This window comes from Streptomyces sp. NPDC047130, from assembly GCF_040643475.1.
Classification (GTDB): Bacteria; Actinomycetota; Actinomycetes; order Streptomycetales; family Streptomycetaceae; genus Streptomyces.
On the sequence record NZ_JBEYUK010000005.1, the window covers coordinates 41578 to 68244 of the forward strand.

The 26667-nt window shown below is 70.9% G+C and carries 18 protein-coding genes and 3 pseudogenes; 10 read left to right on the forward strand and 11 right to left on the reverse strand.

Features of this window, described 5'->3' with window-relative positions:
* Positions 1–830: 830 nt before the first annotated feature.
* The 3 genes from ABZ836_RS09375 to ABZ836_RS09385 all read left to right on the forward strand — a co-directional run bounded on the left by ABZ836_RS09375 (position 831) and on the right by ABZ836_RS09385 (position 3806).
* Positions 831–1145, forward strand: a complete 315-nt coding sequence (locus ABZ836_RS09375; RefSeq protein WP_361140938.1) for a hypothetical protein — start codon at positions 831–833, stop codon at positions 1143–1145.
* Positions 1142–3502, forward strand: coding sequence for a glycosyl hydrolase family 65 protein (locus tag ABZ836_RS09380; RefSeq protein WP_361140940.1), 2361 nt, complete (start codon positions 1142–1144; stop codon positions 3500–3502). The genes ABZ836_RS09375 and ABZ836_RS09380 overlap by 4 nt, the downstream gene beginning before the upstream one ends.
* Before the next feature lie 136 nt (positions 3503–3638).
* The gene (locus tag ABZ836_RS09385; protein ID WP_356132654.1) at positions 3639–3806 is read left to right on the forward strand and encodes a hypothetical protein; all 168 of its coding nucleotides are present in this window, start codon (positions 3639–3641) and stop codon (positions 3804–3806) included.
* 17 nt (positions 3807–3823) lie between these two features.
* Here the strand turns inward: ABZ836_RS09385 and ABZ836_RS09390 are convergent.
* Positions 3824–4426, reverse strand: a pseudogene (locus ABZ836_RS09390) (transposase family protein); the annotation flags it as partial.
* A gap of 1257 nt (positions 4427–5683) precedes the next feature.
* Here ABZ836_RS09390 and ABZ836_RS09395 point away from each other — a divergent pair.
* A complete protein-coding gene (locus ABZ836_RS09395; RefSeq protein ID WP_356132988.1) occupies positions 5684–6514 on the forward strand; it encodes a S1 family peptidase in 831 nt (276 codons plus the stop codon).
* 1298 nt (positions 6515–7812) lie between these two features.
* Here the strand turns inward: ABZ836_RS09395 and ABZ836_RS09400 are convergent.
* The 3 genes from ABZ836_RS09400 to ABZ836_RS09410 all read right to left on the reverse strand — a co-directional run bounded on the left by ABZ836_RS09400 (position 7813) and on the right by ABZ836_RS09410 (position 10517).
* Entirely contained in the window at positions 7813–7980 is a 168-nt protein-coding gene (locus ABZ836_RS09400; RefSeq protein ID WP_356132656.1) for a hypothetical protein, read from the reverse strand.
* Positions 7981–8238: 258 nt separating this feature from the next.
* The gene (locus ABZ836_RS09405) at positions 8239–8565 is read right to left on the reverse strand and encodes a hypothetical protein (RefSeq protein WP_356132658.1); all 327 of its coding nucleotides are present in this window, start codon (positions 8563–8565) and stop codon (positions 8239–8241) included.
* A 1061-nt stretch (positions 8566–9626) separates the two neighbouring features.
* The gene (locus ABZ836_RS09410; RefSeq protein WP_356132660.1) at positions 9627–10517 is read right to left on the reverse strand and encodes an acyltransferase domain-containing protein; all 891 of its coding nucleotides are present in this window, start codon (positions 10515–10517) and stop codon (positions 9627–9629) included.
* 481 nt (positions 10518–10998) lie between these two features.
* On the opposite strand from ABZ836_RS09410, the pseudogene ABZ836_RS09415 reads away from it, so the two are divergent.
* From ABZ836_RS09415 to ABZ836_RS09425, 3 genes and pseudogenes are all read left to right on the forward strand, one after another.
* Positions 10999–12303, forward strand: a pseudogene (locus ABZ836_RS09415) (VWA domain-containing protein); the annotation flags it as partial.
* A gap of 504 nt (positions 12304–12807) precedes the next feature.
* Positions 12808–13146, forward strand: coding sequence for a helix-turn-helix transcriptional regulator (locus ABZ836_RS09420; protein WP_356132662.1), 339 nt, complete (start codon positions 12808–12810; stop codon positions 13144–13146).
* Entirely contained in the window at positions 13143–14036 is an 894-nt protein-coding gene (locus ABZ836_RS09425) for a hypothetical protein (protein WP_361140943.1), read from the forward strand. Before ABZ836_RS09420 ends, ABZ836_RS09425 begins: the two co-directional genes overlap by 4 nt.
* 712 nt (positions 14037–14748) lie before the next feature.
* Here ABZ836_RS09425 and ABZ836_RS09430 read toward each other — a convergent pair.
* Positions 14749–15495, reverse strand: a complete 747-nt coding sequence (locus tag ABZ836_RS09430) for a methyltransferase domain-containing protein (protein WP_356132666.1) — start codon at positions 15493–15495, stop codon at positions 14749–14751.
* A 17-nt stretch (positions 15496–15512) separates the two neighbouring features.
* Complete coding sequence (gene rsgA / locus ABZ836_RS09435; RefSeq protein ID WP_361140945.1) at positions 15513–16430, reverse strand: ribosome small subunit-dependent GTPase A; 918 nt, start codon at positions 16428–16430, stop codon at positions 15513–15515.
* Positions 16431–17519: 1089 nt separating this feature from the next.
* Here rsgA and ABZ836_RS09440 point away from each other — a divergent pair.
* Complete coding sequence (locus tag ABZ836_RS09440; protein WP_361140947.1) at positions 17520–18233, forward strand: PQQ-binding-like beta-propeller repeat protein; 714 nt, start codon at positions 17520–17522, stop codon at positions 18231–18233.
* A gap of 643 nt (positions 18234–18876) precedes the next feature.
* On the opposite strand, the gene aspT is transcribed toward ABZ836_RS09440, so the two are convergent.
* From aspT to ABZ836_RS09460, 4 genes and pseudogenes are all read right to left on the reverse strand, one after another.
* Positions 18877–20580, reverse strand: a complete 1704-nt coding sequence (gene aspT, locus ABZ836_RS09445; protein ID WP_361140949.1) for an aspartate-alanine antiporter — start codon at positions 20578–20580, stop codon at positions 18877–18879.
* A gap of 449 nt (positions 20581–21029) precedes the next feature.
* A pseudogene (locus ABZ836_RS09450) lies at positions 21030–21113 on the reverse strand (sporulation protein); the annotation flags it as partial.
* A 503-nt stretch (positions 21114–21616) separates the two neighbouring features.
* Entirely contained in the window at positions 21617–22084 is a 468-nt protein-coding gene (locus tag ABZ836_RS09455) for an SRPBCC family protein (protein ID WP_356132674.1), read from the reverse strand.
* A gap of 313 nt (positions 22085–22397) precedes the next feature.
* Positions 22398–22946, reverse strand: a complete 549-nt coding sequence (locus tag ABZ836_RS09460; protein WP_356132676.1) for a TetR family transcriptional regulator — start codon at positions 22944–22946, stop codon at positions 22398–22400.
* A gap of 105 nt (positions 22947–23051) precedes the next feature.
* On the opposite strand from ABZ836_RS09460, the gene ABZ836_RS09465 reads away from it, so the two are divergent.
* The gene (locus ABZ836_RS09465) at positions 23052–24293 is read left to right on the forward strand and encodes an MFS transporter (RefSeq protein WP_356132992.1); all 1242 of its coding nucleotides are present in this window, start codon (positions 23052–23054) and stop codon (positions 24291–24293) included.
* Positions 24294–24614: 321 nt separating this feature from the next.
* Complete coding sequence (locus ABZ836_RS09470) at positions 24615–25199, forward strand: hypothetical protein (RefSeq protein WP_361140951.1); 585 nt, start codon at positions 24615–24617, stop codon at positions 25197–25199.
* 143 nt (positions 25200–25342) lie between these two features.
* On the opposite strand, the gene ABZ836_RS09475 is transcribed toward ABZ836_RS09470, so the two are convergent.
* Entirely contained in the window at positions 25343–26218 is an 876-nt protein-coding gene (locus ABZ836_RS09475; protein ID WP_361140953.1) for an alpha/beta hydrolase, read from the reverse strand.
* Between the last annotated feature and the right edge of the window lie 449 nt (positions 26219–26667).

Consider the following 26667-nt stretch of genomic DNA (forward strand, 5'->3'; position numbering starts at 1 on the left):
GTCTCGAGCGACAAGGGATACCGCTCGTAGGCGATCCGATCCTGGCTCCGCCGCAAGGGCATCGCCCAGGCGATTACCGAGCGGGCCCGACGAGGCAGGCGCGGAGGCCGCACGCCGAAGACCATGCCGGCAGTACCAGCAGACGGCTGCGAACGGGCGCCCTGGCAGGACCGCGGACGGCCAGTCGCCGCCTCCAGCCCCCTCCCTGCCCCAGCGCTCCTTATCGCTTCGGCACCCACCACGAGCCACGCGGAGAGCAGCCCGCAGGGTGTCCTTCTCCGCCGCGACATACACCGCGTGCTCCTGGCCGGGCCGCCTGACGGCACCGTTCATCCGTTCGGCAAGTCGAGTGGTCTTCCGGCCCGTCGGGCATACCCCGCGAGGTAATCGGGAAATGCTGCGTCATGACCGGAATTGTCCTGCCCAAGGGCCTCCGTGCCTGCCTTCTCGAGGTCGGAGGGGTCCTCACACCGACGGGCCTGGTGCGCGCCGCGGCGTGGAGGGACACCTGCGACGCGGTGCTGAGCACTACGGGGGGCCCGACTTCCAGCTCACCGTCTCGGCCAAGGAAAAGGGCGCGCACGTCGACGGCCTGCCCCGTGCCGACAGGGTGCGCGGCTTCCTCGCCGCGCGCGGCATCGGATCCCCGAGGGGTAGGAGGACGACCCGTCCGAGCTGGACACCGTGCACGGCATCGGCAACCGCCAGGGACCTGCTGGTGCTGGAGAAGATCCGGGGAGGGGGGCGTCACGCCCTGCACCGGCTCGGTGATGCCTGCACGCGGTGCGCGCCGCGGGGCTGAACACCGCTGCGGTCCCCTCCGAAGCCAAATGCTGCGACAAGCTGGTGGCCCCGGGCTCGAGGAGCTGACCGACGTGCGGATCGACGGCGTCGTGGCCCGCGGGCGGAGCCTGCGGGGCGAGCCCGAGCCGGACACCTTGCTGGGGGCGGTCCGCGACCTGGATGCCGGGGCGGACGCGCGCGTGATGTCCGAGGACGCGCTGGTCGGCATGGACGCCGGGCGGGCAGGGCGGTTCGGCTGCGTGGTGGGCGTGGACCGCACCGGACGGGCCGACGTGCCGGGCCGGCACAGTGCCGGCATCGTGGCCGAGGCCATCGGCGGCCTGCTGGGAGTCGCGAAGTGATCACCGACCCGGCGTACGAGATCTTGCCCTGGGGCCTGCGGGAGCTGGAACTGAACATCGACCTGCTGCCGCAGAGCGAGTCGGTGTTCACGCTGGCCAACGGCCACTTCGGCTGGCGCGGCAACCTTGACGAGGGTGAGCCCAACGGCTCGCCCGGCTCGTACCTCAACGGGCTGCAGGAGACGCACTCGCTGCCGTACGCCGAGCCTGGCTACGGTGATCCGGAGTCAGGTCAGACGCTCATCAACGTCACCAACGGCAAGCTGATCGGGCTGTTGGTGGACAACGAGCCGTTCGATGTGCGCTACGGCACGGTCCGTTCGCACCGGCGCGAGCTGGACCTACGCGCGGGGGTGCTGTACCGGGAGTGCGAGTGGGTCTCGCCTGCCGGGCGCACGGTGCGGGTGCGCTCGACCCGGTTGGTGTCCTTCAGCCAGCGGGCGGTCGCCGCCATCGCCTACGAGGTGGAGCCGCTGGACAGCGAGGTGCGTCTGGTGGTGCAGTCCGAGCTGGTCGCCAACGAGGAGGTCCCGCAGTCGGCCGGCGATCCCCGTGCCTCGGTCGCGCCCCAGACACCGATGCGCAGCGAGGCGCACTCCGCCTCGGGCACCCGGTTGCGCCTCTCGCACTCCACCGCCCGCAGTGGGCTGCGGATGGCGGTCGCCGCCGATCACCGCATCGAGGGCCCGTCCGGTACCACGCAGGTGTCCGCGGAGTCCGACGACGACGTGAGCCGGCTGACCGTGACCTCGGTGGTCGGCCCGGGCGAGCGGCTGCGGCTGGAAAAGTTCGTCGCCTACAGCTGGTCGGCGAGCCGGTCGCTGCCGGCGTTGCGCAATCAGGCCGACGGGGCGCTGGTGGGCGCACTCGACACCGGGTGGCGCGGCCTGCTGGAGCAGCAGCGAGCGTACCTGGACGACTACTGGGACCGCGCCGACGTCGAGGTCGAGGGCGACACCGACATCCAGCACGCGGTGCGCTTCGCGCTGTTCCACGTCCTGCAGGCGGGCGCGCGCTCCGAGGAGCGGGCCATCCCCGCCAAAGGCCTGACCGGGTCCGGTTACGACGGGCACACCCTCTGGGATGCCGACACCAACGTGGTGTCGCTGCTGTCCTTCACCTCGCCCCGCGCCGCGGCCGAGATGCTGCGCTGGCGGCGCAACACACTACCGGCGGCGAGGGAGCGGGCCCGTCACCTGGGTCTGCAGGGAGCGACGTTTGCCTGGCGGACGATCAACGGCGAGGAGGCGTCCGGCTACTGGCCCGCCAGCACCGCGGCCTTCCACGTCAACGCCGACATCGCGAACGCGGTGGTGCGCTACGTGGCGGTGACCGGCGACGAGGACTTCGAGCGCGACACAGGGCTCGAGTTGCTGGTGGAGACCGCTCGGTTGTGGCGTTCGCTGGGCCACCACGACCACGCGGGGGCCTTCCACATCGACGGTGTCACCGGCCCGGACGAGTACAGCGCGATCGGTAACGACAACATTTACACCAACCTGATGGCGCAGGCGAATCTCGTCGCAGCGGCCGACGCCGCCGAGCGGCATCCGCGGCACGCGGCGGCGCTGGGGGTGACCGACGAGGAGTCGGCGGCCTGGCGGGACGCGGCGGCCGCGATGGCGCTGCCCTACAACGAGGACCTCGGGGTGCACGAGCAGTCGGCGGGCTACACCCGTCTCCAGGTCTGGGACTTCGCGAACACAGGCCAGGACCAGTACCCGCTGATGCTGCACTACCCGTACTTCGAACTTTACCGCAAGCAGGTGGTCAAGCAGGCCGATCTGGTGCTGGCGATGTACCTGCGCGGCGACGCCTTCACACTGGAGCAGAAGGCCCGCAACTTCGCCTACTACGAGCCGCTGACGGTCCGCGACTCGTCGCTGTCGGCCTTCGGCCAGTCGATCATCGCCGCCGAGGTCGGGCACCTGCAGCTCGCCTACGACTACCTGGGCGAGTCGGCGATGATCGACTTGGAGGACCTGAACAACAACGCGCGCGACGGACTGCACATCGCTTCCCTGGCCGGCACCTGGACCGCGCTGGTGGCCGGGTTCGGCGGGATGCGGCTGTTCGACGGCGGCCGCCTCCGCTTCGCGCCCCGGCTCCCCGAGGAGCTGAGCCGGATAGTGTTCCGGCTGCTCTTTCGCGGCCGCCGGCTGCGGGTGGAGGTGCACCACAGCACCGCGACGTACGCCCTTGTGACCGGTGAGCCGCTGGAGATCGTGCACTACGGCGAGTCGTTCACGCTTTCCGCCGACAAGCCGGTGGTTCGGGACCTGCCGCCGGTAGCCCACCGGCCGTCGCCGCAGCAGCCGCCGGGCCGCGCACCGGTGCGCCGCCCCCGGCACAGGTAACCGGCGCCCGGCGCCGGGCCACACCCTCGCCGATACGGCCAGAACAGCGCCGGCCACAGCGGCGCCGCGCAGTTCGTCACCGCAGGCGAGGTCGTGGAGACGGCCGAGGAGGGCGGCGCCGGGGTGGCCGTGTCTGGTGCCGGCGGGTCGACCGCAGGACCAGCAGTCGACCTCGTCGCCGCTGCAGGTGACCTGGCAGGGCACGCACCGGAACACGGGCCTGGGGTGGGCGATGGGGCGACGTCGGCTGCTGGGGCGCATCACCGCGGCCGTCGTGGCGCTGCGGGTGGGCCGGTGGGGGTGAGACAGTGAGCGTTTCCAGCGTTGCCTCTCCAGGGTGAGCACCGCGGCAGCGATGACCGTCATGCGGGGCGGGCTGCAGCGGCTTCGGCGGAGGATCCGCCGGGACTTGGGTCGCGCTACGCCTCGTTCGACGGGAGTACGGCCGTGGGCGAGTGCGCGATTGAGCGTCCGTTCGGTCGCCGTTGGGTGGGCCTCGGGCGGCAGTGGTGCCCCAGGGACTCGCGCCGATTCAGGCGCGCTCGGCGACAATCGGGAAACCCTGGCGTTCGCAGATCCGGACGATGCGGTGGGTACGTGCTGCGGTCAGGTCGTGGGCGCGGCTTGGAAGAGCCGGGGAGATCCACAGCAGCCGTCCGTCAGGATCGGTGACGACCTGCACGTTCACGCCCTGGCGCCGGTGTTTGTGCGAGTGGTCGGCGCGTCCGTCGCCCGGGCGGTCGCACTCGCCGTGGGTGCGTGCCGTCCAGGAGCACGTAGTCCCGGTTGTGCTCGCGCAGGGTCTTGAGCAGGCCCGATGCCCGGTCGGCGAGGAGTCGCACGGCGGCGGTGGTGTAGGCGTGGGCGGTGCCGACGGATATGCCGAAGCCGGCGGCGTTCACCTTCACGGGTGACGATGACCATCGTGACCCACTCGACCGGGGCAGGGGGCAGGTCGAGACTTCGAACCCCTCACCCAACGGCACAGGGGCCCTGTTCGTTGCGGGCACCAAGACCATCACCCCATCGGTGGCCACGCTGAAACGCTCACTGACCACCGACGGCCGGACCCGCGCGCCGACAGCCACCCGGGAGTGCGCCCGTCACCTCGCTGGCCGGGCGCGGGGCAGGGCAGGGCAGGGCAGGGCAGGGCAGCCGGATGGTGCGCCAGTCGGCACAACGCGCGGCGGCCTCGAACTCGACCAGGACTACGTCACCGCCCTCCTGGAAGGCGACACGGCCGAAAGGTGGGAAGACGTCGCACGCCTCTCCAACTCCTCGTCGGCGAAGCTGCCTGCTTCCTGCCCTGTGGGACGCAGGAACAGGGGGACGAGGCCGGCCTCCCCGCCGGTGCAGGGCAGCAGTTTCTCGACCAGGCGGCCGAGGACGTCGGCCGCCGCGAGGTAGGTCTCCCCTGGCACAACGCTTTCGACCGACGCTGTCGAACCGGCCACCGGCCTGGGGGCGCCGCAAGGGGCAATCCGCCCATACGGGTTCGGTTTCCGGTTGGTCGCCGCGAGCCTTTCCGCCACAACGCGCGCGGGACGGCGCGGCCTTCCTCTCGTCCCGGCGCCGACGACGGACGGAGGACGTGGCATGGACCCGGCCTCTCCCGCCACATCACACGGCATACCGGAATATTCCACGTGATCTTTACGAATCGGCCATGATTTCCGCCGGTCCGGCGCGACCGCACCGCCCGCCGGGGGGCGGCGGCGACCTGAGCAGCAACACCGTCGTGCGGAGTCGGCGGCGCCGGAGAGTTCGGTGCGCCGCGATGGATGGCGCGTTACCCACCGGTCGCCGTACCCCCGGCACCTTGCCGGAATCCGGGGCGTTCGACGGGCCATCACCTGGTGGCCCGTCAGTTCGCCGTCGTCTCGCCCTGTGGTCGGGATCCTGCAAGAGCCCCTTCCTTGCCAACCGGCTTGCGCACCCCCGGGCTCTCGCCGAAGCGTCCGAAGCCGCGCTTGTTGGCAGGGGCACAGCACGGCGAAGGTTCAGGTACCGATGCGGCACCTCCAGGACGCCCGCGCCGTCCGCAGGACTGCCGCAGACGTGACCCAAGGGCCCGGACATCCAACGGACCCACGACCCCACACCGGAGGACAAGTGAAGGTCAAGACGTGCCTGTCGTCGGGCGCCTCCCGAAGAGCCCGTGCCGCCACCGTCGTCGCCGCCCTGGCGACCGTGTCCGCGCTGGTGACCCCCACCGCCATGGCGTCGGCGTCCGCGGACGCGAAGCCCACCTCGGCCCAGCTCGCCCGGGTCGGCGACGCGGTGCTCACCGCCGACGTCGGCGGCACGGCCTGGTACACCGACGAGGCGTCGGGCAAGATAGTCGTCACCGCCGACAGCACGGTCTCGGCTGCGGAGATCAACAAAATCAGGAAGGCGGCCGGCGCGCAGTCCGGGGCGCTGCAGATCAATCGCACCCCGGGCAAGTTCAGCCGTCTGATCGCCGGCGGGGAGGCCATCACCTCCTCCGGCGCCCGCTGCTCCCTCGGCTTCAACGTCCGCAACTCCGCGGGCACGAACTTCGCGCTCACCGCCGGACACTGCACCAGCGGCCGGTCGAGCTGGAGCATCGGCACCGCGGTGCCGGGCCAGACCGTCTTCCCGACCTACGACCACGGGGTCATCCAGCACTCCAACCCCGCCGCATCCGACGGCCGCGTGTACCTGTACAACGGCACGTACCGCGACATCGTCAACGCCGGCAGCCCGACCGTCGGAACGCGCATCGAGCGCTCCGGCAGCACCACGGGTTACCGCACCGGCAGCGTCACCGGCCTGAACGCCACCGTCAACTACGGCAACGGCCAGCTGGTCTACAACACGATCCAGACCAACGCTTGCGCCGAGCCCGGCGACAGCGGCGGCCCGCTCTTCGCCGGCAACACCGCCTACGGCCTGCTCTCCGGCGGCAGCGGCAACTGCACCACCGGCGGTACCACGTTCTACGAGCCGGTCACCCGGCCGCTGAGCCTGTACGGCCTCAGCGTCTTCTAGCCCCGCAGCAGTACCGCGTCACAGGCAGGCCCCGGAGGCCGCCGGCCGTCGCCGGCGGTCTCCGATTCGTGCGCGGGTCCCTCTGTCCTTCGTCAAGCGATTCGTTGGGTTTGGGTCGTAGAAGGGTCCGTCGCAGGGCATGGCGAACAGGCCGCTTTGATGCGCTGGCGGGCGAAGCGGAAAAGGGCCTGGGGGTGGGTTTTGCCTCTGGCTCGGCAGCGGTACTGGCTCGCCGGTCCGATGCACTCTGCTGTGAGCTGCGGTGACGTGCGCAGGCTGACATTGCCCACCTCAAGAATCGCCAGACTTGCGGCGTAGCCCACACCACGCTCGTCACCGGGCGGGCATCACGTGCCGTGAATGCCGCCACAGACGGTCGCATTCGCGCACAACCGATCCGCCGTCACTCGATTGAGGGGTGCGACGCCGCGGGATGCCCGGCCGCCGAGCAGCACGGGGCCCCGGCTCGCCATACCGCCGGATTTCCTCTTTTCGGCCAGGAGTCTGGTGCCGGCGGAGCAGACCCGTCAGAGGAGAGAGAAGTGCCGCGGGTACCCGCCGGGCCCGGGTCCGTCCTCCTGTGGGACCGCCCCCTCTGGTGTCCGGTCACGGCGCGGCACAACGGTCGAGGGCGGCCGGAGAAGATTGCGAGGGACCGGCGGCGGCGCAGCCGACGGAGGCGCGGTGCGGGCCCGGGCGGAGTGACACGATCGCCGTGACGCAGGGCCGGCCGGTGCCGGTTGGCGAGGCCGGTCCCCCGCTCTTCGACGCGCACGCGCGCATCAGAACGTACGTCGGCGCCCGGCAAGGTTCCCGGGCAGTGGTGCGCCTGGGCCCGGCGCGGTGGCGCGAGTGTGGCGCGCTGCTGCCCCCGGCGGTTGGTACAGCGAACTGTGTCCGCCCGGGTCGGGTTTGCGGCCAGCAGCACCACGTCTTCGCGGCCGGCCCGGCATGCCTGTCCGCCGGCTCTTCCGTTCGTCGTGCGGGGAGGCACACTCGTCATGTCCCGTTCCCGTCCCGGCGCGCCCCGGTGCCGCTCCCCCACCGCCCGGCCCCCGGGTACGTCGGCGCCGCACAAGATCGTCGACGGCGTCGTGTTCCTGCTCCTGGGCGCTTTCCGCGTGGCAGGGCACATTTTCGCTCGGCGTGGCGGATGTGGTCTGCTCTGCGCGGCCATGGGCACGGCCATGCCCTCCCCAGGCCCGCGGGTGAGGTCGGACGACGGCTCCGGGCTCCATCGCCGGGGGGGCGTGGGGCCAGTTGTTCAGCTGTCCGCCTGAACAGGGGACGCGTGGCTGTCACCCGACGGGGCGAGAAGGACGGTGTCGCACGGCGGCGCGGTGCTCGGAGCCGTAGGTGTGCAAGAGGCTCTGCTGGAACGACAACCGCACCAGGGCCACCTGCGCGTGCAGCATGTTGCCGGAGGTGTCGAGAGCAGGGCAGCCCTGCTCAGGCGTTGATGTCATGCGGTGCTCCTCGGACGGAATCCGATCCGATCGGAGGGCCGCCGGCCACCGAGGGGAAAAGTACGACCCAACCGGCGGGGTGGGCGATACAACGGGTCGTTCCCTGGTCCCACGGCCACAGAACGCTGTCCCGGAAGAGCATCTCCGCGGCCCGCGGCCTGCCTGCGCGAACGGGGAGGCGGTGAGCAGGGCCGTGCTCACCGCCTCCCCACCGGCGGCAGCGGGCCGATCCCGCGCTGCCCCGCGTCGCACCGGGCACTACTCGACGGCGCTGAACTTGACCGAGGCGTACTGGAAGTTGTTGAAGGAGTTGCCGGGGTTGATGCGGAAGCCCTGTACGACGCAGCTGATGTCGCTGTAGACGGTGGCGACGGCATCGGTGTTGTTGGTGCCGCTGAGCGAGAGCAGGTCGACGACGTAGCAGGGGCCGAGGGTGGGGTTGTTGATCTGGCCGGCGCCGCCGAGCAGACCGGAGAAGTAGAAGGTGCCGTTGGCGTTGGTCTGCGCGGCCGCGGATGCGGCCGTGGCGGACGCGGCCGTCACGGCGAGCACGGCGGCCCCCGTCACGGCGGCGCGTATGAGCATGCGCATAGTTCCTCCAAGCGGTGTGAGGGCGCCGGATGGAGCGCCCGTCCCTCTTGGAGGGTCGAACAGGCCGCAGGGGAGAGCCATAGTCCTGTCGGAGGGTGCTGGCGTGGCCCTGACGGTGACGCGTCCGGCAGGTCCCCCGCGGCGATCCGACCGGTGCTTCCTGTGCGGCCGGCGTCCGTTCCTGCAGCACGAACGGCATGCCGTCGTGGTGTGGCCTGCGGCGAAGCCGCGAAGAACCCGCTCGTGAGGTTCGGCGTGCGCGAGGTGCTGCTGTCGCTCTCTCGCACGGGTGTTCTGCGCGGAGGAAGTTCTCGCACCCTCCAGCCGGAAGGCACGCGTCACCCGGCAGGGCCATGGCGCACGCGGAGGCATGCCGGGAAGGTATGAGGTGGTGCTGTGGCGCGGAACCCACGCGGCTGGGCTGTGGAGAGTCATCGGTCCTTGCGTCCTGACCACCCGGGGCTTGCCGTTCCCGGTGTGCCCGCAGCGGCACCGTCGCACCGGACAAGGAGAAACCCGCATGCGCGCCGCACTTGCCAGCTCGGCCCCGCGGCCTCTCGCGTGCAGGAACTCAGCTGTCTCCTCGCGCTGACTCCCCCGACCGCCACGTCTTCGGAGACGTACACCTGGAACACCGGCCGGACCAGTACCGCCACCTACGTCGGCACCACCGTGGTGCGCGCCGTCGACGGGACAGCGACGGTCACTGCCACAGCCTCGATCGCGTCCGGTCTCGGCCAGGGCAGCTCTGCGACCAAGATCGTGATCATTCCTCAGCTGAGCCTGACGGCCTGCGCCACCACCGGCGCCCCAGCGTCTCGGCCACCCGCGTGATCAGCGACATGGCCGTCGGCGTCCTGGTCGCACACCTCCGTACCCTCAGCATCGACGACTGCCTGGCCGACGGCATCCAGCACCGCGACAGCCTCGCCCACAGCATCAGCATCGGACTGGTCGGTCTCGCGCACACTTTCAGAGCGGTCCCGGTGTGCGTTCAGCGAGCAGGTGGAGACCGCGCTGGCGTGGACGGGGGACTCGCTGATGGCTCAATGAGCTCACTGCCATCGCACTGGGGTGATGAGCGGCGCGTCGTGCGGCGCGAGCCGCTCGTTGCCGACCGCGGCTGTGAGCATTCCGCTTCGGCCCACCTCATGAAAGGTGCAGTGCGGGTAGTGCTTCACGATGTACCTGAGGGAGTCGTACCACAGCACGGATTCGGTGAGCTGTGCAGCAAGATGCACTGACAGGCTGCCAGTCCGGTACGGTCGGGCGGTGCGGTTGGCGATGACCGGGAAGATCGGCTTGCTCAGGGTGACGCCCGCCAGTGCTCGGGTCATACGCGCGGCAGCCTCGGACATGTACCGGGAGTGGAACGGAACGCTGACGTCAAGGGGAACTACTTGGACGGCCCTCGCTGTCTGTAACGCGGCAGCAGCAATGCCCAGTTGCACACGCGGTCCTGCCAGGACCACCTCCCGCTGCGAGTTGATCGCCGCGATGTCGAGTCCCTCCAAGAACCGCCACGACAGGCAGTCCCGTACCTCACTGGGCGTGAGTCCCACAACCACAGCCATACCACCGGCGGTGATCGCTTCCGTCGCACGGGCACGCTCTACCACCAGACTCAGGCCGTCACGGAAGTCGAGCACACCGGCAGCGAAGAGAGCGTTCAACTCCCCCAAACTATAGCCAAGCGCGCAGTAGGGGTTACTGCCCCGTTCCTCCGTCCAGCGGCGGCCGGCCATAGCGTTGACGGCGAAGATCGCGGGTTGCGCGTACAGAAGGCGGGTGAGCGGGCGCCGCGAGTCGCCCGCGCAGAGAGTGCGTAGAGAGTATCCGAGCACCTCGTCGGCCTGCTCGACCATCGTCGGGTATCGGGCGAACAGACTGGCGCCCATACCGCGGTGCTGGCCACCCAGCCCCGGAAAGACGAGAACACTGGCCATCAGGGCCTCGGAGCAGACAGCGGTGGAAGGACGGGGTCCACATGATCTCCGTCTTTCTCTGCGGGGCGCAGGCGGACTCGTGCCGCAGCCGGCTGTGGACGCAGGGCGAACACGCGTGAGGGTCCGATGCCTTCGGCGCGCGGCGGAGACGTAGCGAGGGGCAACTGAGGCTCACAGCCGTGGCGCAGGGCCGTACCCTCTGCCGCCGGAACCCTGACGGCGCTCAGTGACACATCGATCAAATGAAGACCCATGGACGTGCTTCCTTTCACCGACCTGGCGGACGCGATGTGGGTCACCCGGTCATTCCGAGCTACTGGACCATGCGGATGCAGGCGCGCGCGGACGAGCGCACATGCCGCCGCACGGTCGGGCATGATGATCATCCGCGTTCCTGAGATGCACCGCGGACACCCTCGAAGGACGTTCACGGCTGCACCGCCGGCCTCTGTGGCCGGAGACCTCGACGCCGGGGATCGACGTCCTCGCCGTCCTGGAGTCGCAGTTCGCGGAGCTGCGCCGGGAGACGGCGGGCGACTCCTACGCCACCGCCATGGCCGTGCTCGCCCAGGCCGGCGCGCTGCGTGGGATGCTGGAGCGTCCCCGCCACGCCCGAGAACAGGCCGAGCGGGCGAAGAGGGCACAGCAGAACGCCGAAGACGCGGCGCGGGCCGTCGGCGAGGCGCTGCAGCGGGCCGCGGACGAGGCCGGGCAGGACGGCATGGTGCCGGCCCCGGCCGCCGACGCCGTGCGGCGGGCGATCGAGGCCGCCGAGGTCGCCGCCCGGCAGGCGGCCAGGGACGCCGAGCAGGCCCTCGGGGCGACGGTCCCCGGAGTCCGAGCCGCCGCGCGGAACGCCGCGGCGAAGGCCACCGAGGCCGTGCAGGAGGAAGCGACTCTGATGCGGACATGGGGCGTTGCCCCCGGCGAGCTGGAGCGGATGCCGTTCGACCGGCGCGCCCGGCTCGCCGAGCGGTTGCGCACCGGCCGTCTCGCACGGTGGGCCGAACTCATCGGCCGATTCCGGCAGATGGCCGACGGTGAGCGCGCCCGCAAGGTGGAGAATGCCACCGGGGAGCTGGTCGGCGTCACGCTCGGCGACGACCTCTCCCGCGTCGTCCCCGCCGAACTGACCAACCTCGGCCTGCCCGAGCTGCGTGCGGTGTTCGCCGCGCGCTACGCCGCCGGGGAGCTGATGCTCTACGACAGTCAGGGAGAGCAGGCCACCGGCCGGGGTGCCGTCATCGCGTGCGTGGACACCTCACACTCCATGTACGAGGCAGGGCCCGGCGGGATCACCCGGGAGGCGTGTGCCAAGGCGTGTGCCCTGGCGTTGCTCGATCAGGCCCGCCACGCGGATCGCGACTTCGTCGGCATCCTGTTCTCCGCCGCCGGCAGAATCCAGGTCTTCCGCTTCCCGGCCTGCCGGCCCGTCGACATCGCCCGGAAGTTGGACTTCGCGGAGAGCTTTCTCGGCGGCGGCACCAGCTACCAGACGCCGCTGACGGCGGCCCGCGAACTGCTGGAGGAGGAGTTCGAGGACGCCGCCCGGGCACGCGGCGACATCGTGATGCCCACCGGCGACGACTGCGGCGTCACCGAGCAGTGGACGCGCGAATGGAACGACGCCAAGCACCGGCTGGGCTTCCGGGTCTTCGGCGTGGCCGTCGGCGCGCCACGCGTCGGCCAGACCGACTCGGTCCTCCGGGCGCTGTGCGACAACCTCGTCTCCATCGAGGACCTCACCGACGTCCACGCCGTCGCCGACTTCTTCCGGGTCATTTGACCGAGTGTCCGCCGGAAACCGCCCGGGTGGGGTGAGCGGCGTGCGCGGAAGGCGCGGCGACGGGTGCCGCCGAAGGCCAACTCGCCGCACGGCTCAGGCCCCGGACACGAACTGGACGTGCTGTGGGCAGCCGCTCGGGGAACGGGAACCGGGCCTGTGCCGGACGGTGCGGGCGGCGCCCGCGCAGCGCCGGGCTCCTGCCGGCCCGCGCGGGAGGACGTCCGCCCGCCCCGCCTCTCCCACTTCGAGTCCGACCAGGGCGTGAAGGACGGGAAGGACGCCGAAGCCGCGGCCACGGCGGGCGAGGGCCCGGACGACCTCCGCCGCGAGCTGCACGAGTCCATCGGGCGCGGCGGGCACCCCTCGTGGGCTGTACGTGCAACTGACCCGGTACGAGGACGCGGCGGACTACCGCTACGACGTCCTCGACGTCACCACAACGTCGTCCGCGACCACACTCATCAGCAATCGACATATGCCGGTGAACTTAGTATGTTGATCACCATGACTCAACGAGCTCTGCAAGAACCGACCTTGCTCGTCCTCACCGCCCTCGCGGACGAGCCACGCCACGGATACGCGATCGCACGCGAGGTGGAGGCGATCTCGGACGGGCGGGTGAAGCTGCGGACCGGGACGCTGTACGGGGCGCTGGAGCGCCTGCTGCAGCAGGGGTGGATCGAGGTGCGCCAGGAGGAAATCGTGGACAGCCGGCTGCGACGCACGTACGCGTTGACCTCTCCCGGGCGCGCCGCCCTGGCCGCCGAGGCCGAGCGGATGGCGGCCACCGCGCGTGAGGCCACCCGGCGCCTGGGCGGCTTCGGCAAGGCGGCCACCGCATGAACCCCGTGCTGCTGCACCTGTACCCGCAGAGCTTCCGCCGCGCCTTCGGGGACGAGATGACCGAGGCCTACCGCGAAGCGACCGCGGGAGCGGGACGCCGGGCCCGCTCCCGCGAGGCCGCCGACGTCGTCGCGCACGCCCTCCGGATGCGGCTGGGCCTCACATCGTCCCGTCCCGGGGGGCGGCTCTTCGCGGTGGCCGCGCCGTTCGCTCTGGCCGTGACCGCCGCTTACGCCGCGTTCAACCTCCATGAGAGCACCAGCAACTGGTACGTCATGGGGGCGGGGGGCGGCGGCATGCCGATCGCGACGATCCTGAACGGCTGCTACCTGCTGACCCTGATCGGCGCCGTGATCGCTCTGGCCGGGCCGTACCTGTCGGGTGCCCTCTGCTCGGTCGCCGGCGCGCTGGGAAGCTCGGTGACGTTCCTGTACCCGGCCTGGCCCACGGCGTCGGATCTGCGGTGGGACTTCGCGGCGTTCCTGATCACGCCCGTCCTGGCCGCCGCACTTCCGCTGCTGTGTCCGCCCGACCTGCGTCCGGCCCCCCGAGCGCGGAGCAGGGCAGGCGTGCTGGCCGTGGCGGTGTGGGCGGTTCTTCTGGTGGGCATCCTGACCGTCACCGACCCGCTGGGAACAGGCCTGTCCCTCCCGTGGAGGTTCGGAGTGCCGTTGGCCGCAGCCCTGTTCCTGGCCGGCCGGCAGGCGTTCACCCGTATCCGCACCACGGCGCATCTCACACTCGCCGCCGCACCGCTCGTCACCGTCCTCCACTTCTCCGGGTGGACCGGGAGCACGGACACCCTCGCGGCCCTCGGCGCGCTCGCGGTGGCAGCCGTTGCCCTGCGCGTGCGCCGCCGCGGCGGCACCGATGCGGTTGATCCAGCCTGACTCACGGGCGGTGAACCCTGTCTCGACGCCGCCTCCCGCCGTCCCTGCTGCCACCGCTGCCGCTGTCGCTGCCGCCGGCACGTCGACGTAGCGACCGCCAAGGGTGGCCGAGGACAGCTTCCCCTCCTGGATGATCATGAGGAACGCGCCCGTGAGCAGCGGGAAGAGAGAGTCCGGTGAGCGCCGTGGCCTGAGCGGCCAGGACGACGGTGCCTCCAGGCAGCAGGAAGCGTCCCCAGCAGGATGGCGGCGGCGACGAGCGCCCGGACGGCGGGGCCTCGGAGACGGGGTTCAGGCCGGGCATCGGACCGCAGCGAGGGCGTGCGGAGGCAGGACTTGAGCGGGCGGTCAGCGGTCCCAGGGCCGCCCGCGACCTCGGTGCCGGTGGCGAGCGTGTCGGGCCGGCGGTGGTGTTCGCGCTCACGAGTCGCGCCTTCCGGGGTGAGGGCCGGGCGGAGGGAGACCCCCTTCAGGCTGGGTTGGTCGCCGGTCAGGGACGCGGCGTGCAGGCCGAGGCCAGGGCGAGCAGCGTCTCGCCGTTCGGCACTGCGCCGACTCGTCCCGACGGCCCCCGGTCGAGAGGCAGGTCAGGGCCTGCGCGGAGGCGAAGGGTGTCGGCTCGCCCTCGCCGTCGGCTTGATCGCCGTGGTGACGAAGCGTCCCGAGTGGGGTCCGGACGGTTTGACGTCTGGGCCCCACTCGGGCGGGAGCGTCAGCGCTTCATGAGGGCGAAGACGCCCCAGCTGAGGTATTCACGCCCGTAACGGGCGTACAGGGCGGGCTCGGTGGTGAGCTCTTCCCGCACCTCGGGAGCGAGTTCGTCGTCCGGGTTCTCGTCGAGCCAGCGGCGCATGCTGAGCCACTGGGCTGCGGCGTAGCGGTCCCAGCTGTTCCGGTCGGCCAGCGTCATCTCCACGACGTCGTATCCGAGTTCCTGGAACCGCCCGATCAGAGCGGGGAGGAGCAGGAAGTCGGCGACGGAGGTGGCGTGGCATGCCTTGGCGGTCTCCTCGTCCGGAGGGAGCTGCCGCCAGAACGGCTCGCCGATCAGCATCATTCCTCCAGGCCGCAGGCTGCGCTGCAGCAGTTCGGTCGTCCCGGCGACGCCGTTGCCGATCCAGGTGGCGCCTACGCAGGCGGCCAGATCGACCGGCTGTTCGGCGACGTGGCCGGCGGCGTCACCGTGGACGAACTCGACCCGGTCGGCGACGCCGAGTTCGGCGGCGCGGGCCCGGGCCTGCTCGGTGAAGAGCGTGCTGATGTCGACCCCGGTGCCCGTGAAGCCCAGGTCGCGGGCCCAGGTGCACAGCATTTCGCCCGATCCGCTGGCCAGGTCGAGCACGCGGGTCCCGGCGGGGAGGCGGAGGGACTCGCCCAGGACGGCGAACTGGTCCGCGGTCAGCGGGTTGTGGATGCGGTGGTTGCCTTCGCGGATGGTGAAGATGCGGGGAAGGTCCATGACCTGATTCCTTTCCGTCATGCCTTGAAATTCGGGGACCGCTTGAGGGCGCGCACCTGGCGCGAGATCTGCTTCAGGGGCCGCTCCAGCTCGGCGCGCAGCCGCGCGTCGGTGCGGGCCGCGGCGTAGGCGTTCTCGCGCCGCAGCCGGTGGTAGCTGTCGAGGCGCCGCTGGTCGAGACGGCCCTCCTCGACGGCGGCCATAACCGCGCAGCCCGGCTCGGTGGCATGGGCGCAGTCCGCGAAGCGGCAGTCGTCCGCCAGCTCCGTGATCTCGGCGAAGGTCTGCTCCAGGCCCTCGTCGGCGTCGTGCAGGCCCACGCCGCGCAGGCCTGGGGTGTCGAGCAGGACCCCGCCGTGGGGCAGCGGCAGCAGTTCCCGCCACGCGGTGGTGTGCCGGCCCTTGCCGTCGCCGCCGCGCACCGCGCCGGTGGCCAGCAGGTCCTCGCCCAGCAGGCGGTTACCGAGCGTGGACTTGCCCGCGCCCGAGGGCCCGAGCAGGACGACCGTGCCCGACAGGACCGCGGTCAGCACGTCCAGGCCCTCGCCGGTGGTGGCGCTGGTGACCAGCACCTCCGCACCCGGGGCGACCTCGGCCACCTCGGCGGCCGCGGACGCGGGATCGGTGCACCGGTCGGCCTTGGTCAGCACCACCACAGGCACGGCGCCGCTCTCCCACGCCAGGGCGAGCATCCGCTCGATCCGCCCCAGCTTGAGCGGGTCGGCGAGGGAGACGGCTACCGCCACGGTATCGACGTTCGCGGCCAGCACCTGGGCCTGCGAGGTGCGCGACGAGGTGGAGCGGACCACCGCGGTCCGTCGCTCCAGCACCTCCACCACGGTGGCGGACGTCGCCGCGCCCGCCGGCCGGACGGCCACCCAGTCGCCGGTGCACGGCGCCAGCCGGTCACCGGTGCCTGAGGAGGGGAGGACCATTGCGCGGACTGGACCGGTCTCGGCGGCGATGTCGCACAGACCGCGCTCGGTACGCACGACACGGCCAGGGATCAGTCCCGCGTCCTTCGACGGACCGAAGGACCGCTCACGCTCCGTATCCCAGCCGTAGGCGACCAAGGTCGGGAAGCCCGGGGGGCGGGAGAGAGCAGATGGGTGTGAAGCGTGTGGGTTGAACAATTGAAGAGACCCTTGAGAGGGGGTCTCGCCGGACGTCAGACGTGCCGGAACCACTCCCGCACATGGGAGGCTGGCAGAGGAAAGGTCAGGCCGAGACCCGAGAGATGCGAACGAGTCGGGCACCGCACACAGCGGTGGTCACCACGACCGTCATCGCGCATCTCCTCCGATCTCCAGGAGTGGCCTGGTTGCCACTTCCATGGAAACCCTAGCATCTTCTGTGAGCTTCTGCGTCTGCCCCGGGTAACGCCGAGCTTCTTCTGAACAGCGCTTCAGTCTTCTCCGAGTCCCACGCATGTTGGTTCGAGGCGGGCTTTCCCTGCCGCGTGCGCCGGCCGACCTTGGCGAAGATCTTCTACTGCTCCCAGAACTCGAGCACGGCGTGCTCCTGGGCGGGCAGGTCGACCCGGGCGGGCACCTGGCGGCACGTCGCCGCTGTCGGTACGTGGGCGCTGTCATCAGCGGCTTCCTTCAACGGACGTCGCTGCCTTCTCGCGGTCCGCCATCGTCTCCTTGAGCGACGCTGATGATCACCGGTCCCATACGCTGTACGCCATCCGAGTGGCTGGACCAGGGGTGGGGATCCGTATGTCGGAGCGAACGAACAGCGACCGAAGAGGCGGCACGGCAGCGCCGAGAACGTGGCGATCCGTACTCCGTGGCCTGACCGCACTCGGCATCCTGCTCGCGATCGTGGTCGGCATCGCCTGGTTGTTCCTGGGCAACACGGGCTACTGGCCGGGGTCGTCGATGACGAACGGCCTGGGAGACCCCGGCCAACAATGAGGCACCCGAGGACAGCACCCACCAGGCCTGGCTAGTGCGCGACACCCTCGTCCGCGCCCGCTACGACGCCGTCACCGGCTTCGACGCCGCATCAGGCAGAAAGCGGTGGGAGTTCACCCCGCCTCGCCGCACCGACATCTGCGCCACCAGCTCCACCGCCGACGGCACCCACGTGCTGATCGCGTACGACGAAAGCCCCAGCACCCCGACGGGGGATGCTCCACCGTCGCCGCGCTCGACCTCACCGACAGCCGCGAGCTGTGGCACACCGCCCTCGTCCTGGCGAACGGGGACACCTACAACCGCATCGGCGCCCTTGCCGTGGGCGGCGGACTCTCCGTGGTCCTCGACACCGGAACCGGAAAGGACGCCCCCGCCGTCCGCGCCGTCGATCTGCACACCGGCTCCGCGCGCTGGACGGCCGAGGTACCGAAGGGCTGCGCCGCCTTCCGGGCGGCCACAGTGTCGAAGCGAGTCCTGGCCGTGCTGGCCTGCGGCGGGGAAATGAAGCTGGCCGCCTTCGACCTGGCCGACGGCAGTGAACAGTGGACCACGTCCCTCGGCACCCGCCACGGTGTCACCACCGACGCAAGCGTGACGATCACGGCCGCCGAGAGCCGATCGTGCTGCGGGTGGACGAGGGCGTCCGGGGCATCGACGCCTTCCTCACCTTCGGGCCGGATGGCCGTCTCGGGGCGCGGATCCAGGTCACCGGCGACAGTTTCGGTTCGATCGGCACCGACGTGGCCGTCTCCGACGGACGGCTCTTCGCGTTCACCGACGGCGGCAAGCGGGGGCTCCTCGCGGCGTTCGACCTGAAGACCGGCGACGAGTTGTGGCAGGCAGGCATCGGCGGCGCCGCCTACGTCGTCCAGGGACTGCACGCGAAGGCCGGCCAGGTCATGGCCACGCAGAGATCCTCCAAGTACGGAGACGTCCTGTACGTCTTCGACGGCGCCACCGGCAACGAAGCGGAGGACCGCGCATTCCGGGACAGCACGGGCTCCGTCGACGACCTACTCCGTACGAGGACCGGATCATCGCCATCCGCTCGGGCAGCCACGCCAAGCCCTTCACCGCGTACGAACGCTGGTGGTGGCCGCCGCCATGAACGACACCGGCCGTCCGCTCACTCGGCACCGGTACTCGTCCGGTACTGCAACGGTGCTGAGGGACGGTGGCGTCGTCGTTCGCAGTGGACCAGGTCGGCGTCCCACTCGATCCGGTTCGGCGGGCGGTGGAGCCGGTCCGGACCTGCGTGGCCGGCTTCCTCCGTCAGTGTCCAGCCGTTCTCCCGCTGCAGCGGGTTGTCGGCCCGCGCATGTCGGCTGTCGAAGGCGAAGTGCTCGGTGAGCATCTGGACCTGGGACTTGTCCTTGAGCCTGAACGGGGAGAGCTGTGCGAGGGTGCGGATCTCCTCACGGGTGAAACGGATCCCCGGGCACGGCGGGGTGTCCTTGCATCAGTGATGGAGGATGACGATGACCGCTCCCCAGATGGTGAGCAACACGTTGCCCACGGCGTAGGGGATGGTGTAGCCGAGGGTCGGAATCTGTGAGCGGGCCTGCTCGTTGACGGCGCCGATCGCCGCCGTGGTGGTCTGTCCGCCGGCGAGGACGCCCATGAGGACCGGGAATCGGATCTTCTGGATGTAGTGGCCGACGAGGAAGCCGACGAGGAGGGGGACGACGGTCGCGGCCGCGCCCCACAGCAGCAGTCCCCAGCCGGCGCTGGAGAGTCCGCCGGTGAAGCTGGGCCCGGCGTTGATGCCGACGACTGCGACGAAGAGGCACAGCCCGAGGGTGTCCATGAACCACTGGGCACCCGGCGGGACGTTGCCGAAGGTCGGGTACTTGCCGCGGATCCACCCGAAGACGAGGCCCATGATCAGGGCGCCGCCGGAGGTGGACAGGGAGATGGGCACCCCGGAGACGGTCAGCGCCGGAATGCCGACGCAGCCGCCGAGGAACACTCCGAGGCCGACCCACAGCATGTCGGTGGCGTAGGAGGTGGGGACCGGCTTGCCGATGGCCCTGACCGCAGGATCGACCAGGCGGCGGGGACCGGTGAGGACGAGGGTGTCGCCGTGTTCGAGCACGGTGGACAGACGGTAGGGGAACTGCGCGCCCGCCCGGTAGTAGCGGTCCAGGAAGACACCTGTCATGAAGGGCTCGCGCCGCAGTTGCGCGACGGTTCGGCCCAACTGTTCCTTGTTCGAGGCGACGACGTGCAGTGTCTCGGTGCGGTAACCGAGGAGTTCGACGTCGTCGGTCTCCGGCCCGAGGTGGGAGCGGGGATCGAAGTCGGTGAGGGAGCCGCGCAGCGCGCTCACGGCCACCACGTCGCCTTGGCGCAGGACAGTTTCCTGGGTGTGGTCGATGATCTGTCCGTCGCGCCGGACCCGGGTGAGGTAGATCCTGCGGCCGAGTTCCTCCTGCTGTCGCTCGAAGTCGCCGATGCTCAGGCCGGCCAGCTCAGGACGATCGAGGCGGTAGGCGCGCAGGACAACCTCGTAGTAGCCCTCCGCCTGGTCGGGGGCGTCGTCGGGTGTGTCCAGTTCCTTGGCCAGCTGGGCCGATTCCTGCGCCAGGTCGCGCCGGTAGACCCGAGGCAGTACGTCGGCCAGGAGCAGTGCGCAGAGGATCGTGCCGAGGGGGTAGGTGACTGCGTAGCCGACGGCGACCAAGTTCTCCTCGGCCTTGATCCGGGAGGCGGACAGACCTGGCAGGTTCCCGATGGCGTCCTGAGCCACACCGATGACGGCGGACTGGGTGAGGGCACCGCCGAGGAGGCCGGCCGAGAGCCCGGGTCCGTAGTCCAGCATGACGGCGAAACCCCAGGACACCAGGAGTCCCGCCACGCAGACGACGAGCGCGTTCACCACCTGCGGAACTCCGCCGCTGCGGAGGCCCCGGAAGAACTGGGGGCCCACCTTGTAACCGAGGGCGAAGAGGAACAGGGTGAAGAAGAGGTTCTTCACCGTGTCGTCGATGCCGACCTTGAACTGGGCGCCCAGCAGCAGTCCGGCCACCAGGCACCCGGTGACCGAGCCGAGGGCGACGGTCCGGTAGCGGATCCGTCCGAGAAGGAAGCCCAGGGCGACGGTGACGAAGATGAGCAGCTCGGGATGGGGATCGAAGACGTTGCGCTCGAGGAAGTCGATCATTGAGGGACGCTCCCAGCTTCCCAGGCATGCCGTTCACACCGCTGAGAACGACGGGGGCGGGGCGCCGCTTCTCCACCAGGTGGCCTGCCGCCGGACAGAAGGGGACCGCGATGTCCTGAATCGTCCTTGATCATTTACACGGCAGCCTCACTCCCAGACTCGAGGCGCATTCCGTAATACGGCACACTCCGGGACATTAGCATCGATACTTGCGCATACGACTCATATCGCCACGTAAGTGCCGAGGTGCTGGCACGCCTCGATGCCCCCGCGCACGTCGCCGGACGACGCGGTCGCCCAGGCGCCGCGCCGCAGACCCCTCCGCGAGCCCCGTGCCGCTCACGTCCGCGGGATCGATGACGAGGCCGGCTTCCTCCCGTGTCCCCCACCGGACACGCGACCGCGGAAGCCAACGCGGATGCTGGACCTGACCCTGCTGACGCCAGGACCAGGAAGATGACCTCCAGTTCCCGCATGGCGTGCGCGTACTGCGCGGCGGGGGTCAGTTCGATCTCCTGGCAGAAGGGCAGCTGCCCATGCGCGCAGGGCATGGACGGACGCAGCCGTACGCGGGCACGCCCATACCCTGCTGCACGCCACGGCCGCCCTGCCCACGGCGAACGCCCGAGCACATGGGGGGGTTGAGGGGCGCCGGTCGACGCAGGCGACATCGCCGCCGCCCGCCATGCCGGCCTGCAGGCCGCACAGCACTCGATCCGACGCGGCTGCCCCATCGTCTGCACCTGAGGTCCACCCTCGGTCCCACTGGTCTCCCGGCGCACATCACGCACCGCGCACGCGGTGCTCTGGAAGGTCCGCCGTGCGGGGACGACGTTGCGGCCCACGACGTCCTGCTGCACGCGGTCGTCCCAGGGACGTTCGGTGAGCACGACCTGCCCGCGGGCGGCCACGTCTCTGTGCGGGCCGGTGGTTTTCACCTGGCTCACCGTCGGAAATGCTGGAATCACAAGGCCACAGGTGTGATCGACCGCTTCTTCGACGACGTGGCGCTGGCCCGCGGCGCAGCCAACCCGGCTCAGCCGGCCGCTTCGACGTACGACGCCAGGTTGGACAGCGAGGAGGCGATCCCAGCCTCGTGGACCTCTTGGTCGATGCCGGACGGCACGTCCGTGGCTGTCACGGTCACCTCGGTCCCGTCACCGGCGGGAGCGAGGTGCCAGGTCATCGTCATGGTGCCCGCGTACGACGGATCGTCGGCCTCGAACACCGCCTGCTGCACCACGCGCTCCGCTGGCACCAGGTCGGCGAACCGGACGTCGACCACATCTGTCGCGTCCGACGTCTTGCCGGGGCTGTCGGAGGGGTCGAGGTGGACGAGGACCATCCGGAACCCTCCACCAGGCCGGGGATCCCACCGCTCGACCCGCCCGCGCATGCCGTCCGGCGGCAGCCAGACCTCGAGGGACTCACGGTCGAGGAGTGCGCCGTAGACGGTCGCCGGTGGTGCCGCGATCATCCGGGTTACGCGGTCTGTCCTGCCCATGGCCCGATCCTAGGACTGGGGACCCGCCAGGCCCATCCTTGTCGACCGACCCGCCGAAGGGGTCGGCCGGGAAGCGGGATGCGGGATGCGGGGTGCGGGACCAGCAAGGCGCATGACAGCCGGTCCGCAGGTCCTGACCGTTCCTCGTGGATGGCATGCGGTGGCCTCGCTCGCGGGGACGGCAGCCTGGGCGGCTTCTCCGGCTTCGGCCGGCTCCATGGTCGGCTGGTCGCCGGCGGCGGGCGAACCCCGGTGCGGTGGGAGCGTCTGGTGCGGCGCACCGGCGGGCGCGTTGCAGCCCGGGCGCGGGCTGTCACATGCTGACCGCGCGCACGACCGCGGCGACGTCCTCGCGGCTCATGGGTTCGGCATCCATGGAGTTGTGGATGCTCAGTCCCTCCACCAGTGCGTCCAGGGCCCGGGCGGTGCGCGCGTCGAAGTGCCGGCTCAGCGAGGCGCGGCTGGCCGCCATCCAGGACCGCATCACGTGGAGCAGCGCCGGGCAGCGCGAGGCGAAGGCGTACAGCTCGTAGCTGAGCACCAGTTCGCGTGGACTGCCCCAGAGCGTGCCGCAGATGATCTCCACCACGGCGGCTCGTGCTTCCTCGACGTTCTCGGCCGCCTCCAGCGGTTCCCGGTAGCGCGCGGACATCGATTCCGCGAGCCGGGTGAACGCTTCGACGAGCAACTGGTGCCTGCCCTCGAAGTAGTACGTCATCGACCCCAGGGACACCCCCGCCGCCTCTGCGATGCGTCGCTGGGTGGCCCCGGTGACGCCGTGCTCGGCGATGACGTCGAGGGCCGAGTCGATGATGCGGTCCCGGCGTCCCGGGTCGTTGGGACCACGCAAGCTGCCCGACATGATCTTCTCCTTTCCGGGGCCACCCCCCAGCGTGTACGTTCGTACACACTTACTCCGTAGGCGGCTGCGCCCGCGGTACCTCACGTCTGGATCGAGTCCGCAGTGATAGACCTGGCCACACGCCGCCGCCGTACGGCATTGTTCCTCTTCTTCCTCATGCCGGGCCTGTCGATCTCCTCCTGGGTGACCCGGACACCTGACATCAGGGATCAACTCGGTGCGTCCACCGCTGAGATGGGCATCGTGCTGTTCGGCCTGTCGGTCGGCTCGATGCTGGGCGTGCTCGGCTCCGGAGCGCTGGTGGCGAGATTCGGCACCCGGCCGGTCATGGGAGTGGGAACCGCCCTCGTCATCCTCAGCATGGTGGTGATCGGGTGCGGCGCTCTGTGGTCGTCGGCGCCCACCGTCATGGCGGGGCTGTTCCTCTTCGGCGCCGGCATGGGCGGCGGTGAGGTCGCCGTCAACGTCGACGGCGCCGAGGTCGAACGGATCACCGGCAGCACCGTCCTGCCCACCCTGCACGGCTTCTTCAGCCTCGGCACCGTCGCCGGGGCCTCGCTCGGCATACTGTGCACCGCCGTCGGCTTCCCCGTGCACTGGCACCTGGCAGCCGTCGCCGCCGTCACCACCGCGGCCTTCGTGTACGCCCTGCGTGCCATCCCTGACGGCGTCGGCCGCACGCGCGCCGAAAAGGAGACCGGCCCGGAGGGAAAGCGGCGTCGGCCCGCGGTCTGGAAGGACCGGCGTCTGGTCCTGATCGGCGGCATCGTCCTGACCATGGCCCTGGCTGAGGGAGCGGCCAACGACTGGCTGCCGCTGCTCATGGTCGACGGGCACGACATGGACCCCGCCCTCGGATCGGCCGTCTACGCCGGCTTCGCCGCGGCCATGGCGGTCGGCCGCTTCGGCGGAGGCTTCTTCATCGACCGCTTCGGCCGCGCACCCGTCGTCCGCGCCAGCGCGGTCTCCGCCGCGCTCGGCCTGGCCGTGGTCATCTTCTCCGACAACGCCGTCCTCGCCGGTGCCGCCGTCCTCCTGTGGGGGCTGGGAGCAGCACTGGGCTTCCCTCTGGCCTTGTCCGCCGCCGGCGACTCCGGCCCCGACTCAGCCGCCCGCGTCAGCCTCGTCGCGATGATCGGCTACGTCGCCTTCCTGGTGGGGCCCCCGGGCCTGGGCTTCCTCGGTGACCACTACGGCCTGCGCGCTGCGATGACCGTCGTCCTGGCATGCGTCGCCCTGGCCGTCTTCCTCGCCCCGGCCGTCGGCACCCGCCATGTGACACCGCCGCCTTCCGCCGACGCGCAGCACGAAGCGATCCCCGAACGGCACGACCGCACCGCCCCCTGACCGCCCTTGCCCACGTGATTCCGGCCGCGAACGACTTGTTCGGGCTCAACCGTCTGCGCCACTCAGGTCGCACAAGCGGCTGACGCCTCCCGGGTCCGGCGTCGACAGGCCCGTGCGGACACACACACCGGTGTGAATCGCGCACCTGCGGTGGTCTCACGCACTCCCTGGGCGCTTCCCCGCGTTCGCAGGACAGTGAGCGTCACGGAGGAGGCCCCTCCTCCGGGCGGATCACCCGTGCCGGGCCTGGGACGCAGACTCGCACGGCCGCCGTCGCCTCCACACCTGGGCCCTCACGGGGTTCACCGGAAGGACTTCACCATGGCGAAAGGTACCGGCACCGCACGCAGGATCAGTCCACGCACCGTGTTCACCGGTCTGACAGCGTTGCTGTGTGTGCTCGTCAGCCTCATGTCCGCCGCGGGTCCCGCCGGCGCACGCGAGAGCGGTCTGCTGGACGTCACCTGCACCCCGCCCAGCAGCAACACCGTCGTCTACAGCACGCCGTTGACTCTCGCCCCGCAGTCGGTCGGGCTGACGTCGTCCGTCCAACTCGGTCCGTGCGTCTCGGTGTCGACGCCCGCCCTCACCTCCGGAACCTCGGTCGTCAGCGCGCCGCCCGCGTCGCGCAGCTGCCTGGACCTGCTGTCGGCAGGCACGGAGACCAGGACGGTCACCTGGAACACCGGGGCCACCAGCGCCCTGTCGCTGAACCGGACCGTGACGGTGGCCGGCGCGGCCCTGGTGGTCACCTTCACCGGCACGGTCACCTCCGGGCTGTTCGCCGGAGACACGGTCCTGATGACCATCACCGGCCCCTCCACCGACATCACCCTGTGCACGCTCGGACTCGGCACCGTCCCCAGCACGTTCGGTCTGGTGACCCTGGAGATCACCTCCGCGTGATCCCGCCCGCCTCACCGGGCGGGGCGAGTGACCACCGCTGATGCCACAGGCACCGGCCCCTCGTCATCGTCGGCCCCGTCCTGAATCTGCTCAGCAGCAGTTCGGGCGGTGTACGTCCGGTGCGGCAGCGGGGCCGGGCGGGGTCAGCGTGTGGCGCGGTAGGCGGCTGTGATGTGGCGGGTCACGACGTCCGGGTGGGACATCATGACGACGTGTGAGGAGTCCTTGACCTCGACGGTCCTGCTCCCGGCGCGTTCCGCCATGAAGCGCTGCAGGGCCGGCGGGATGACGCGGTCGGTGCCCGCCACCACGTACCAGGACGGCAGGGACTTCCAGGCCGGCGGCCCGCTGGGCCCCGCCAGACCGCCCAGAGCCCCCGGACGCTGGGAGACCGCCATCACCCGGGTCACGGCACGCGGCAGGTCACCGGCGAAGACGTCGTGGAACTTCGCCGGGTCGATGTATCCGTCGGCGTCCCCGCCGCCGGGCAGCGGACGGGTCACGAGCGCGCCCTCGAGTTCGCTGCCGGGGAACCTGCCGGCCAGTTGCAGTGCGCTCTCGCCCTCGTCCGGTGCGAACGCGGCGACGTAGACGAGGGCCTTGACGTGGTCGTGGCCCCGGGCGGCGTTGGTGATGACTTCCCCGCCGTAGGAGTGGCCGACCAGGATCACGGGCCCGGGCAGCGTGGCGACGAGGGCGGACAGGTACGCGGAATCACCGGCGAGGTCGCGCAGCGGGTTGGCCGGCGCGATGACCTGGTGTCCGTCCTTCAGCAGCCGGGCGGTGACCTCGTTCCAGCCGGAGGCGTCGGCGAAGACGCCGTGGACGAGGACGACGGTGGTACCGGTGGGCCGGGCGGCGGCACCGTCCGCGACGGCGGCGGCCGATGAGGGTGCGGGCCCGGTGCCGGGGCCGGGGCGGGCGGAGGCAGGAGGTGCGGTGCCGAGGGTGAGGGCGGCGCCGCCCGCAGCGATCAGTCCGCCGAGCACACGGCGGCGGGGGTGGCCTTCAGGAGTCATCGCCGGGGGGCCTTTCGGTTCGGTCCAGCGGGCGGGGAGGTACGGCGGGCCGGGAGGTACGGCGGAGCCGAGGGCCGGGGCCGTAAAGGGGGCGCCGGCCTGGGACCGCTGCCGGAACCGATCGTTCACACCGGCTGCCGTGCGCCGGTCAGGCTCGCCGGTGGGGTCCCGGCGTTCACCCATGCCGGCGCCTGGACGGAGGGGGACGGGGGGACAGGGGCGCAGGGACACGTCACGCCGGTGGCCGGCGGAGCGCTTCGGGCTGTGCGGGGGTGCTCGGCGCGGCAGCCGCTTTCGGCGGACGTGCCAACAGCATGCGCGTCTCATCGACGATCCAGGCCGTCGGCTCCGCTCCGAGCGGCGCATCGCCGCATGTGACTCGCGGGACTCAGCGAATGGGTGCGGCCAGCGATGCTTCGTAAGGATCCTGCCGCGCTCCGACGGGCATC